The sequence below is a fragment of the Halomonas sp. MES3-P3E genome, assembly GCF_002836035.1.
Lineage (GTDB): Bacteria > Pseudomonadota > Gammaproteobacteria > Pseudomonadales > Halomonadaceae > Vreelandella > Vreelandella arctica.
Window position 1 is genome coordinate 1 of record NZ_PJBT01000042.1, and the last position, 12,605, is coordinate 12,605.

Annotated in this window: 16 protein-coding genes; 12 read left to right on the forward strand and 4 right to left on the reverse strand. The window is 49.2% G+C overall.

Annotated features, from left to right (window positions below):
- The 4 genes from CXF87_RS10420 to CXF87_RS10435 all read right to left on the reverse strand — a co-directional run.
- Positions 1-229 (reverse strand): DUF892 family protein (locus tag CXF87_RS10420; RefSeq protein ID WP_157826497.1); only part of this gene is annotated, 229 nt, incomplete at its 3' end.
- Positions 230-275: 46 nt separating this feature from the next.
- Positions 276-1,100, reverse strand: a complete 825-nt coding sequence (locus CXF87_RS10425) for a manganese catalase family protein (RefSeq protein ID WP_101146594.1) — start codon at positions 1,098-1,100, stop codon at positions 276-278.
- Positions 1,101-1,303: 203 nt separating this feature from the next.
- Entirely contained in the window at positions 1,304-1,507 is a 204-nt protein-coding gene (locus CXF87_RS10430) for a hypothetical protein (protein WP_101146595.1), read from the reverse strand.
- A 68-nt stretch (positions 1,508-1,575) separates the two neighbouring features.
- Complete coding sequence (locus tag CXF87_RS10435; RefSeq protein WP_101146596.1) at positions 1,576-1,860, reverse strand: general stress protein; 285 nt, start codon at positions 1,858-1,860, stop codon at positions 1,576-1,578.
- A gap of 823 nt (positions 1,861-2,683) precedes the next feature.
- Between CXF87_RS10435 and CXF87_RS10440 the strand changes: the two genes are divergently transcribed.
- From CXF87_RS10440 to CXF87_RS10490, 12 genes are all read left to right on the forward strand, one after another.
- Positions 2,684-4,489, forward strand: a complete 1,806-nt coding sequence (locus CXF87_RS10440; RefSeq protein ID WP_101146597.1) for a thiamine pyrophosphate-requiring protein — start codon at positions 2,684-2,686, stop codon at positions 4,487-4,489.
- The gene (locus CXF87_RS10445) at positions 4,489-4,782 is read left to right on the forward strand and encodes a hypothetical protein (protein ID WP_101146598.1); all 294 of its coding nucleotides are present in this window, start codon (positions 4,489-4,491) and stop codon (positions 4,780-4,782) included. Before CXF87_RS10440 ends, CXF87_RS10445 begins: the two co-directional genes overlap by 1 nt.
- A 30-nt stretch (positions 4,783-4,812) precedes the next feature.
- Positions 4,813-5,966 (forward strand): IS3 family transposase gene (locus CXF87_RS10450; RefSeq protein WP_101146599.1). Its coding sequence is split into 2 segments (ribosomal slippage): positions 4,813-5,050 and positions 5,050-5,966, totalling 1,155 coding nucleotides; the frame shifts between segments, so codons are not numbered across the junction.
- A gap of 68 nt (positions 5,967-6,034) precedes the next feature.
- Positions 6,035-7,024: a cytochrome P450 gene (locus CXF87_RS10455; RefSeq protein WP_101146600.1), complete on the forward strand. Its 990-nt coding sequence runs from the start codon at positions 6,035-6,037 to the stop codon at positions 7,022-7,024.
- A gap of 35 nt (positions 7,025-7,059) precedes the next feature.
- On the forward strand, positions 7,060-7,368 hold the full coding sequence (locus tag CXF87_RS10460; protein WP_101146601.1) for a hypothetical protein: 309 nt from the start codon (positions 7,060-7,062) through the stop codon (positions 7,366-7,368).
- A gap of 70 nt (positions 7,369-7,438) precedes the next feature.
- Complete coding sequence (locus CXF87_RS10465) at positions 7,439-7,729, forward strand: hypothetical protein (RefSeq protein WP_101146602.1); 291 nt, start codon at positions 7,439-7,441, stop codon at positions 7,727-7,729.
- 341 nt (positions 7,730-8,070) lie between these two features.
- Complete coding sequence (locus CXF87_RS10470; protein WP_232774883.1) at positions 8,071-8,685, forward strand: substrate-binding periplasmic protein; 615 nt, start codon at positions 8,071-8,073, stop codon at positions 8,683-8,685.
- Positions 8,682-9,626, forward strand: coding sequence for a cation transporter (locus CXF87_RS10475; protein ID WP_101146604.1), 945 nt, complete (start codon positions 8,682-8,684; stop codon positions 9,624-9,626). The genes CXF87_RS10470 and CXF87_RS10475 overlap by 4 nt, the downstream gene beginning before the upstream one ends.
- A gap of 75 nt (positions 9,627-9,701) precedes the next feature.
- Complete coding sequence (locus CXF87_RS10480; RefSeq protein WP_101146605.1) at positions 9,702-10,736, forward strand: sodium:calcium antiporter; 1,035 nt, start codon at positions 9,702-9,704, stop codon at positions 10,734-10,736.
- Positions 10,737-10,780: 44 nt separating this feature from the next.
- Positions 10,781-10,942, forward strand: a complete 162-nt coding sequence (locus CXF87_RS21985) for a hypothetical protein (protein ID WP_232774884.1) — start codon at positions 10,781-10,783, stop codon at positions 10,940-10,942.
- 42 nt (positions 10,943-10,984) lie between these two features.
- Positions 10,985-11,806, forward strand: a complete 822-nt coding sequence (locus tag CXF87_RS10485; protein WP_232774885.1) for a potassium channel family protein — start codon at positions 10,985-10,987, stop codon at positions 11,804-11,806.
- Positions 11,807-11,919: 113 nt separating this feature from the next.
- Positions 11,920-12,378, forward strand: a complete 459-nt coding sequence (locus CXF87_RS10490) for an META domain-containing protein (protein WP_101146606.1) — start codon at positions 11,920-11,922, stop codon at positions 12,376-12,378.
- Positions 12,379-12,605: the final 227 nt, after the last annotated feature.

Below are 12,605 nucleotides of genomic sequence, written 5' to 3' on the forward strand. Positions count from 1 at the left end.
TTAACTCAGCGCCCATATCTTTAAAAGATGACGTATTAGCGCCCAAGAGCGTTAAACAGTGTTCCAGCTTTTTCGATTGATTCACTGTCTCTTCAATATGTTCTTCAATGCGCTGCTGCAACTGTGGGTAATGCTCTAAACGATGCGCTTGAGATTGAAGCATTTTCTCCGCTTGCTTCTCCATAGCGTGCGCATCTCGCAGCCAATCTACTAAGTGCTTGCTTTCCATTGCAGACTCTCCTTATGACACCAACGTTAGCATACGATTCCTAAACTCAAAGTTGCTCTTTTTGAGCACCTGAGCCCGGCTTTGCTTTACCTAAAGTTGGTTCCTGACCTTCAGGCGCAGGTTGATTAACTACTGAATACTCACTCTTACCATCCAACGAAGGTCCTTCAGCCCACCGACCTTTCGGCGCTTCTTTGTCGAGCAGAGTATTAAGGTAGTAGTAGGAGTGTTGCATATTCTCATGATCTTCAGGCGTCGAGTTGGGAATAGGCAACTGCGACTTCATACCGCCCATCTCTTCGATGACCGCTAACCACTGCTGCTGGTGATACGTATCACGGGCAATCAGGAAAGATAGGAAATCCTTCATGCCATGATCGTCCGTCCAGTTATATAAACGTGAAGCAAGTACTCGGCCACCCGCTTCTGCTGTGGCGTTGGCTAGCATATCTGCCCCAATATTACCGGTCGCGTATACGTGGCTCATATCAAACGGCACACCATTGGAGTTGACCGGCATCGCGGACAGGCCAGAAGATAACAAATGGCGTGGATTGGCACCGCCTAGAATGGCATTCATGACAGGGTCTTTAGCAGTGGCTTCCTGATAAGAAACAGGTGCCCCCTCTAAATTAAGCGCAACCGCGTGCCCCAACATCTCGATATGCGATAACTCTTCTGTCGCCGTTGACATCAGCATATCGCGAATGCGGTCATCACCGCGCGCGCCCATCGCTTGGAAGAAATACTGCATCGCAACGCGTATTTCGCCTTCGATACCACCAATGGCCTGCTGAAGCAGCATCGCAAACTCAGGGTTTGGCTTATCGACTTTCACCGGATACTGCAATTTTGCGGAATGATGAAACATAGGTTGCACTCCTTGTAGGTAAACTGTCAGGAACTCCTTCCCCTGACAGTGTGCTTAAGGCTCTTCCTTAAGTAGCTGGGTAGCTTCCAATGCGATTACCATTCAGGGTTCCTTCCCTTGTTGGTAAACTTCCGCTCATCCTTGAGCACTTTCATTGCGTCCTTTGCCTGGGCTGCTAGGAAACGCCATCCTTGGCTTTCAACTTACAGCTTGTCTTTAAGCAACTTTTTTGCTTCCTGAGCAATGTCATCGTATTGGCGTGCTACTCGATCAAAAAACGCCTTAGCTTCTTGATCCGAACTGCTATCGGCATCGCGAGAAAACTGTGAACAAAGATTAGCGCCTTGCGAAGCGTGATATAGCGTACTGACCATATCAAAATCTTTATCCTTAATCGGATTACCCATAGCGATCTCATGCGACAGTCGCGAACTTAACGCGAACTTAACTAAGTCACTCCATTAAAGGAAAGTGGTTAGCTTTGCCCATTACCGCTATGGCTGTTCTTCCCGCCTTTCTTGCCAGCTTCTGAAGCACGTTCCGGGTCATTAGCGAAGTTACCTCCGCTTTCTTGGCCACCTTTATGACCAATATCCTCATAAAATTCTTGGCTATGGGAGTCAGCAGTCGCATCCCCGCCCTTTTTACCGGCATCAGAAGCGCGCTCAGGGTCATTGGCAAAATTGCCGCCGCTTACTTGACCACCTTTGTGGCCTGCTTCCTCACGTGACATTCCTTGGTCTTTGCGTTTATCAACCATGATAAAACTCCTTTAGTGGAACAATTAAAACCTTTCGTCTTAATCACTCGCCTTTTCTAACCGAGCACTATGGAGAATAGTCACCAAGCTGAACACTTCAAGCCACCTGAACTTTAAATAGTGCTTTTTAATTTTTATCAAAAAGACCGTTTAATATAAGTCAAACACAAGTGCCGATCAACCACTTTCAAAACAATGGCTTAAAGATAGAAAATATTTAATAACATACGTTATAAACCCACTATTTAGCAGCAAAACTAATTAGTTATTGTTTTTTAGCTTTATAATAGCGTTACTGAAAGGGTGACTGCTCACCCACTGGACCACTAACTGAAAACCCCACTGCTTTTGTCAGCTCACCGATGTAGAAATTTAAGCGCTTCCCTTGAGGGAGCATGGCAGGAAGTAGCGGGTAGCAATAAAACCGTAAAAAAGCTTCTACTTATGTTAAAAATATTTTTTACTTATCCGGCAGCTGGACGCCACACCCACCTAATGCCTACAGTATTTTAGGTATGCTTACATGCTTACAACTAGCATGTAACATCTCTTAAATATTTGTAATTATTAATTTATAGGTTTGAACAGTAACTTATATTGCTTTAGCTGATATTGTTGGCTAACAAATTACATTCACCACTATATTGGCTATTTAGCTTGCGCCAGTTTATAGAGAGAGTTTTGACGTTTATGTAAAGCCGTAGGTAGCAGCACCGTCTCCTTTCTGCCTGTTACCACCATCAAAGAAGGCCCCTTAATTTCAAACATTTTTTTATAACGGTTCCCTAAACTAACCACCACGGTATGAGATAGGAGGTCAGGGATGACACAAGAAGTCAGCGACTTCATCATTGATAGGCTGAAACAGTGGAAGGTATCGCACATTTTCGGTTATTCCGGGGACGGTAATAATGGATTGATGGGCGCGCTCAATCGCGCCGACGACTCGATTACCTTTGTACAGCCACGGCATGAGGAAATGGCGGCGTTCATGGCTTGTGGCTATGCAAAATATACCGGCGAGGTGGGCGTTTGCATGGCGACCTCCGGGCCGGGCGCGATCCATCTACTTAACGGCCTTTACGACGCTAAAAAAGATCACGTACCGGTCGTCGCTATCGTAGGCCAGCAGGCTCGTACAGCGTTAGGTGGTGAATACCAGCAAGAAGTGGACTTGGTCTCTTTATTTAAGGATGTGGCAGGTGATTTTGTACACCTGGCGATTAGCCCTGGGCAAGTTCGACATCTAATTGATCGTGCCATGCGCATCGCCGCCGGTGAACGCACCGTTACCGCTATTGTGGTGCCTAACGATTTACAGTCCCAAAAAGCGGTTGAGACGCCTGCACACGCCCATGGCACTGTTCACTCTGGCGTTGGTTATACGTCAGCAACTGTCATGCCTGATGAACAGTCCCTTGCCCATGCCGCTGACGTATTAAACGCTGGCAAGCGGGTCGCCATTTTGATCGGTGCAGGGGCCAGAGGCGCTGAAAGAGAAGTAGAAGAAGTGGCGAACCTTCTTGGCGCGGGTGTTGCTAAAGCCCTGCTTGGGCGGGATGTACTACCCGATGACCTCCCTTACGTCACGGGGTCGATTGGACTGTTAGGCACCAACCCCAGTTGGACCCTAATGTCTGAGTGCGACACCTTATTAATGATTGGTTCAAGCTTTCCCTATTCGGAGTTTTTACCCCAAGAGGGGCAAGCAAGCGGTGTACAGATAGATATTGAACCCCGCATGCTTAGCATGCGTTACCCAATGGACGTTAACCTCACCGGTGATACCCGCAGTACGCTTCAGGCGCTCATACCGCTGCTGAAGCATAAAAGTGATCGAGATTGGCGGCAGGCTATTGAATCAGCCGTCGCTGAATGGTGGGAGTTATTGCGTGAACGCGCCATGAGCGACGCAAACCCGATCAATCCTCAACGCGTATTTTGGGAAGCGTCCCCGCGCTTGCCAGACCGCTGCTTACTCAGTTGTGACTCCGGCTCGGCAACCAACTGGTACGCTCGCGACCTTAAGTTTCGCGCGGGTATGCGCGGCTCGGTTTCAGGCGGCCTGGCAACCATGGGAAACGCAGTACCCTACGCCATAGCAGCCAAATTTGCTTATCCTGAGCGTGTTTCGATCGCTTTTGTGGGCGACGGTGCCATGCAAATGAGCGGCAATGCTGAACTGCTCACTATTGGTAAATACTGGAGACGCTGGGAAGATCCACGGCTCATTGTGATCGTCCTTAATAACCGCGATCTTAACCAGGTCACCTGGGAGATGCGTGTCCAGGATGGCGACCCTAAATATGAAGCATCGCAGGACTTACCTGCCTTTTCCTACGCGCAGTATGCCGAACTGGTTGGCTTGAAAGGCATTGAAGTAACCGATCCAGAGCAGATTGGTAGCGCCTGGGATCAGGCCATTGCCAATAACTGCCCCACCGTTATTGATTTTCATACAGATCCCGACATTCCCCCTATCCCACCTCATATTTCCAAGCAGCAGGCAAAGGCCTATATGTCAGCAATGCTGCATGGGGACCCTGATGCTTTAGAAACCGTTAAAGCGTCCTTAAAGCAGTTTTCCAAAAGCTTTATTGCTAAAGCGCCTCGCCTCGGGAGGCATTAATGGTCCGCAATGATGAGCCGCCGCTGGCGAGCTGGGAGTGTACGTATCCATTAGCACGCAGTGGTTATCCTTATATTTCGGCTCAGTGTGAGCGGTTAGGAACAAACCTTTTCCGCTCTCGATTAATGTTTAAAAAAACACTATTTATGAGGGGCGAAGAAGCCGCCGAGCTTTTTTACGATGATGCACGTTTCAGCCGTGAGAATGCGGCGCCCACACGGTTGAAAAAGACGCTGTTTGGTGAAGGGGGAGTCCAAGGGCTGAATCGCCCCGGGTTTCGTAGATACCTCTAGGCCTTATACTAAAGGTACCTAGGAGGATCCATGAGCCGTCCCCGTTACACTGAAGAATTCAAAATCGAAGCGGTTAAACAGGTGGTAGAGCGCGGTCATCGCGTTGCCGAGGTCGCTGAGCGTTTAGGCGTGTCAGGTCACAGCTTGTACCACTGGATCAAGCGCTACGATAAGCCGGTAGAACAACGGCAAGAAGATGATAATCTCCAAGCTGAAAACCGTCGTTTGAAGGCTGAACTAAAACGCGTGTCAGAAGAGCGAGATATATTAAAAAAGGCCACCGCGTACTTCGCCAGAGAGTCCGACTGAGGTACGCGTTTATTCAAAAGCATGCGAGCCAATATCCGGTACGGCGCTTGTGCCGCATGATGGCCGTGCATCCTAGTGGCTACTATGCATGGTGTAAAAAAGCACTGTCTAATCGAGACCGGGATGATCAGCGTCTATTGGGATTGATCAAGCATGCGTGGCTTGAAAGTGGCGGTGTATATGGCTATCGCAAGGTCTATCAGGATTTGCGTGAGGCTGGCGAAGCCTGCGGTAAGCACCGAGTGGCCCGCCTGATGCGTAGGGAAGGTTTACGCTCTCAGACGGGCTATCGACGACGCCCTGGCAGCTATGGCGGTGGAAAACCGGCTGTTGTATCACCCAACCATTTAGACCGTCAGTTTGAAGTGACAGCGCCAAATGTTGCTTGGGTGACGGACATCACTTACATCCGAACGTACGAAGGCTGGCTTTACTTAGCGGTGGTTATCGACCTGTTTTCTCGTCAAGTGGTTGGTTGGTCGATGAAGTCTCGTATGACCACGGAATTAGTGCTGGATGCTCTGTTATCGGCAGTCTGGCGACGCAAGCCACAAGGAACGGTGATGGTGCATTCGGATCAAGGAAGCCAGTTCAGCAGTGGAGACTGGCAAAGCTTTCTGAAAGCTAATCACCTGGTGGGCAGCATGAGCCGACGTGGTAACTGTCATGACAACGCCGTTGCTGAAAGCTTCTTTCAACTCCTCAAGCGAGAGCGAATCAAGCGGCAGATTTATTCGACACGCGAAGCGGCTAGACGCGACGTGTTCAATTATATTGAAATGTTCTACAACCCAAAGCGCCGACACGGGACAAGTGATAACTTGTCACCGGTTGAGTATGAAAGGCGTTACTTTAAGAGCCTAACGGGTGTCTAGAATACTCGGGGCGATTCAGGCTGGAAGGAGAGGCGCATCATCAACGCAAAGCACTGTTTCTTTCATTAATGTCCCAGTCGCGCATTGATGAACTCATGCAACTGGTCGAGCAACATTGGCAATTGCGCCTCAATTATTGGGAGTCGCAAGCCTCGATCACCCTCCTTGATGAACTTCATCACATTTTATGCCGGGCAGCCTGCGCTTGGTGCGGTATTCCGCTACACAATGTCGATGCTCCAGAGATGGCCGAGCAATTAGTACTCATGATTGAAGGCGGCGCTGCTATCGGGCCCAAGCATTGGGCAAGCCGCCGAGCACGGCGTCAAACTGAAAATGCACTACTAGACTTAATCAAGCAGTACCAACAAGGGCTGCATGAAGTCGACCCCGCATTACCATTCGCTACGTTTGTTGATTTTCGTGATGCGCAGGGCAAGCCTCTGCCCAATCGCATTGTTGCCGTGGAGTTGATTAATGTAATCCGACCCATCGTGGCAGTGGCAAGGTACATGGTGTTTGCCGTCTTGGCGATGCATGAACACCCTGACTGTTATGAAAAGCTTAAACACCAAGGGTCAAGCCGTTATCGTCGGCACTTCATCCAAGAGGTCAGGCGTTATTACCCTTTCTTTCCATTTCTAGCCGCTCGCGTTAACACTGACTTTACTTGGCAAGGCTATCGCTTTAAGCGCGGTCGGCAAGCGATTCTTGATCTCTACGGTACCAATCATGACGCCCATCGCTGGGAAGCACCCGACCAGTTCTATCCTGAACGTTTCGAGCAGGAAGAGGTTGATTTTCATCGTTTTGCAATGATTCCTCAAGGCGGTAGCGATCATGCTACTCAGCATCGCTGCCCCGGTGAGTGGATCACACTGGCACTGATCGACTTGGCAATTGAGAAATTCATTCACCAGCTTCGCTATGACGTACCGTGGCAAGACCTTACGGTCGATCTCAATGTAATACCGGCTCGCCCACGAAGCGGCTTTATCATTTCTAATATTCACTCTATTAACTCTTCTCAGCCCAGCGCTGAGAAAGAGCGATTTTAAGCCATTGTTCTTTTTAATAACGCAGGAGAAAAGCCATGAATCATCAATCAACTGACAACAAGCGTAACGAAACCAAAAAAGCAGAACAGCTCATCGACAAGGACATGCCCAATGTCGATGAAAATACTGACCATAAGGGTGCTCACCATCAAGAGCCCAAACCCTTTCGGCCAGACGAGAATGTGGATAATCAGAAAGCGGAGGAGTCTCCATCATCACCAGCTCATAACACTTCTAGTAAAGAAACACCTATCCCGGGCGCCCAACTGGCTAAGGAGAAAAAAATGCACAAAGATAATATTGATCAAAAATCAGCCAAGGCCGATCCCAAGGGCAGTGAATAGCGCAAATGATAGCGTGCTATTGATGCGTTTAGACCGCCATTATTAAGCTTATTTTTACGAGGAAGTTACCGTGAAAGATTCAGTTTACGATGATAAACAGCAGCTTATAGGGCACTTTGTTAAAGATAAATACCTAGAACGGGTAGCGCTTGAAGCAAGCGATGGGAATACGTACAGCATTCCCACCCAGGAATTAACCCGCCAAGATGAGCACTGGATACTGGCCAAGCCGTTGAGTGAGTATATAAAGCTGTCTACTTATCGAAAACAACAGGAGCATGTCGATGAGATGAGCGATGAAAGCTTTCCTGCAAGCGATCCACCGGATTTCACATTAGGAAAAAATGAACCTAATCAATAGGCAGGGAATACTAGTTGAAATTGACTGCTAGAAGGCATTTTGAGCTGATTCAATTAAATAAAAATTAAATACAATGAAGCCAATTGCTTAGTCTAGCAGTTATCTTTAGCTAATGTGATTAGTTAACAACCGGACTCACATGCCACCTCTTATCACAAGCTACTGCTTTGCTAGTTAATAAATGCTAGCCAACTTCGTCATTACCAGGGAGCACGCAAATGCATACCAAAAAAGATCAGAACTCTTTTTGGTCTAAGCGCGCACTCTTATTCATTGTATTAGGGATATTACCAGCGTTGGCCTTGCTAGGATGCCGCTATCCTACCGATATAGAACATACGATGGAAAGAATTCAAAATGGTGTGCTGGAGGTTGGGCTAACTGAGAATTCGCCTTGGGTGATACGTACCAACGATGGCCCTGCTGGACTCGAACCGGAAATCATTCGCTCACTGGCTGAACAGTTGAATTCGAAAATCCGCTGGCACTGGGATAGTGAAGATGATTTGCTAGCCGCTCTGCAGCATCACCAACTTGACTTGGTGATAGGAGGATTAACTAATCGCTCTCGCCTGAGCCAGCAGGCGGCGCTGACACGCCCTTATTATCAAAGCCGCTATACTGTCGGCTTTCCCTCAGGGGTGCCATTGCCCACCTCGTTAAATGGGTTGGAAGTCGCTATTCCTCCCGTAAACCATATGCATGCAGCGCTCAAAGAAAAAAATGCCAAGCCGGTCAAAGTTACCGATATTACTCGTACTGAAAGCCCCATCGCCGCGCCTACATGGTGGTTATCGGCCCATGGGTTGATGGCCGGTCCGTGGGAGATAATTATCGATAAGCATGTGATGGCGCTGCCCAAAGGTGAGAACGCTTGGATGCTGGCATTGCAACGCCACCTTAATGGCTACTCCAATATTGAGCAGCGACTACAGCAACTGGAGGCGGCGCAATGAAAATAAGGCAAGTGTATCAACTGCCCCCTGATAAACAGAAAGACCTTGATTACCTGGTACGGCTTGAATGGTGGAACCTGGGGTTTCGCATTTCAATCGTCGGTGTATTGGCATTAGTGTTAGGTAGTAGTCAGGCCATGAGAGTGGCTTGGTTTGAAGATATGCTCTCTTTAATCCCTCCTATCGCCTTTCTGATCGCAATGCGTTATCGCAACCGAGCCCCTAATGCGATCTTTCCATATGGGTATCAACGTGCCACGAGTATCGCCTTCCTCTGTGCAGCCACCGCCCTGGCGCTACTCGGCGGTATTCTGTTGCTTGATTCGTTGCTTAAGCTTGCCAAGATGGAACATCCCAGCATTGGCGCCGTCGAGCTCTTCGGCACCACTTTCTGGATGGGGTGGTTAATGATTGGTGCGCTGATTTATAGCGTCATACCTCCCGTCATCATCGGTCATCTACAGATGAAAGCCGCCAAAAAAGTGCATGAAAAAACGGTATTTGTTGATGGCAAGATGAGCAAGGCGGACTGGATGACTGGGCTTGCCGCTATCGCCGGAATAGTCGGCGTTGGCGCTGGCCTATGGTGGGCGGACGCGTTGGCGGGCGCGCTTATCGCGCTTGATGTCACCAAGGATGGCGTGACTAATGTGAAGGAGGCGGTGGGTGACCTTCTCGACCGAAGACCCCGTTTTACATCTAAAGCGGAGCCGGAACACCTTGCTGATGAGCTGGAAGAACAATTATGTGCCATGGGGTGGGTCGCCAGTGCCGCCGTGCGCTTACGTGAGGAAGGGCACATCTTTAGCGGAGAAGCATTTGTGGTGCCCCATAGCGATGAGAATTTGGCTCAACGCTTACGCGACGCTACTCAGTTTTTAAACCATTACGATTGGCGTATTTATGAAGTAGTGGTGACGGCTTGGCCCAGTGAAAACTGAATCGAATCGCCGATATTGTAAAGCTATTCACCATTATCGAAATCCCGAGATGAGATACCCTGACCGGGTTCATTTATGCTCACATTACTTAGTGATATGTCGCTAACCGCCGCTTTTGCACTGTTCAGCGTTTGCGCAGTCGTTATTGGCATCATTGGCACCCGGCTTGCGCGGATTGTTGACGACCTCGCTGACCGTACCGGATTAGGTGAGGCGATAGCTGGTGCTGTCTTACTTGGGATGGCTACCTCACTATCAGGCATTGTGGTATCGGTCTCTTCCGCCTGGACCGACAAACCTGAACTGGCAATGAGTAATGCGCTGGGTGGTATCGCTGTTCAAACGCTATTTTTAACAATCGCTGATATGGTATATCGGCGCGCTAATCTCGAACACGCCGCTGCCTCCCTTGGCAACCTGATTCAAGGCGCCCTACTGCTGTGCTTACTCAGTCTGTTGCTGTTAGGTCGCTTTACGCCCGAATGGACTTTCTGGCAGGTACACCCCATCACACCGCTGTTATTTATTGCTTACCTGTTTGGGCTCAAGCTGGTTAAAAATGCCCAAACCCGCCCGATGTGGTCCCCGACTCGTACGCGTGAGACACGTGAAGACCAGCCCGATGAGTCGCCTGGAAAGCTAACGCTGGTGCGGTTATGGCTGCTGTTTTTGGGTCTCGCGCTTATGATCGGCATTACCGGCTGGCTACTGGAACGAAGCGCTACGGTGATTGCGGCAGAAACCGGCCTTAGCCAGGCGGCTGTCGGTGTCCTGCTGACTTCGATAGTGACATCACTACCTGAGCTGGTAACGACGGTCGCGGCAGTGCGCCGTGGGGCGCTAACACTCGCGGTGGCAGGGATTATCGGCGGCAATGCGTTTGATACCCTGTTTGCCGCCGCATCAGATGTGGCTTACCGAGGCGGCTCGATTTACCACGTTATTCCCGATCAGGTAATGTTATGGGTTGCTCTCTCGGTGTTAATGACAGGGGTATTAATGCTTGGCCTGCTGCATCGCCAAGAGCAAGGACCTGGCCGTATTGGCTTTGAAAGCATGGTCATCATCGGCCTCTACTTGGCGGGAATAGCCACATTAATGGTGAACTAGCCGCCGCAAGGTAGCGGCACATTTATATCTAAGGAGCATTGGTAGTGATTGGAAGCACGTTAATGGGGGTCATAGGCACCTTACTTATTTTGCTGGTGGTTTACGACGCTATTCGCACCACATTATCGGTATCCAGTTCCGGCCCACTGACTAACCGGTTGGTCAGTGGACTATGGTTTATGCTACTAGGTATTCATCGTCGGTGAAAAAGCCATACCATGTTGTCCTCTACGGGCCCATGGATAACAATGGCACTACTGCTGACATGGTTTCTAGTCGCTTGGCTGGGTTGGTTTTTACTGTTTTGTAGTTCACCGCAGGCCGTGGTGCTGTCTTCTTCAAACGCCACCGCCAGCTTAGTTGAGCGCGCCTACTATACGGGCTATACCCTCACAACGTTGGGCTATGGTGACTTTGTTGCCGGTAATGATAATTGGCGTCTTCCACCTGTTTTGGCTGCGGCTAACGGTTTTTTCCTTTTTACGATATCGATTACTTATATTTTGAATATCATCACTAATGTTATTCAAAAGCGCCAAACATCCCTCACCATCAGTGCGCTGGGCGAAAATCCACGGCAAATACTCGCGTCTACGAACGGCGACGGAAAATTTGCAACACTGATCAGCCAACTTCAGCCGTTACAACACTCCATCAGTACCTTAGGCCAGCAGCATTTAGCCTATCCAATCCTGCACTATTATCACAGTGAGAGCAGCAGCAAAGCGCTTTCGCTAGCCATAGCACGCTTATACCAAGCTATTGCCATTGCCTGCTTTGCCAGCACCAGGCTAGATCCCACTTCGCGTGAGCAGTTATTGATCACACGAAAAGCAATTGAGCAATTTCTGGATACGCTCGGTAGTGCTTTCATTCATCCTAGCCAACATATCCCTGATATTCCTGCGTTTAATGGCTATGCCGACTTACCAGGCGTTGAGACATCGAACACCGAGATCCAGGACTATTTATCCTCACTGCCCTACCAGAAAATCTTGGTGGCATTTGTTCATAAGGACGGCTGGCAGTGGCAGGATGTATGGCAAACAGAGAATGGAAGGGGTGCTTAGCGCATGCAGCGACTGAAATGAAATCGATGATTCAGAGGGTGGACAGCCCAATAGGTTATCCACCTAATCAAGCGAAACCCAAATACACCGCCACCTGAATAAGGAGTAATGCGTTGATTCGGCAGCTGACGCTTTGCGTATTGATCAGTATTCTCTTTGTCGCCGCTGGCTGCTCATCGACGACATTCGGTAACCACGAGACAATGGAGCACCCGGATGAATCGTTAATCAATACGTATTGGAAGCTGGTGAGGCTTGATGGCGTGCCGGTCATCGCCCAAGAGAACTTTCGAGAAGCCCACATGGTGCTGCACCAAGATGCTTCGCGCTTAGCAGGTGCCACCGGCTGTAATACGCTAATGGGCAGCTATCAAGTAGAGAACGAACACATTGCGTTCAACCAAGTCGCCACCACCAAAAGAGCCTGCCCGGCGCCTCAAATGGAAACTGAACGCAATTTCCTAGCCGCCCTCAAACAGGCAACCGCATGGCGTGTGGAGGGCGCAAGGCTTGTACTATCGGGTGATAACAATGAACAGTTGGCTAGCTTTGAAGCGGTGCATCTTTATTAAATCAATGAACGGTATATCTAATCGTTAGTATTAAAGCTATAAACCGCACGACTGTTAAGACACAGCCCCGGGCAGAAACACACCGTTGTATAGCCCTTTATCCACACCCTGATAAAAACAGAGGTGTGGATAACCTACGTGTAGATACTTTTTAGGCACATACGAAAAAGCCGCCCTTTCGGACGGCTTAATCTAATTCTCTGACGCTTAACTTTTAACCACTTTTC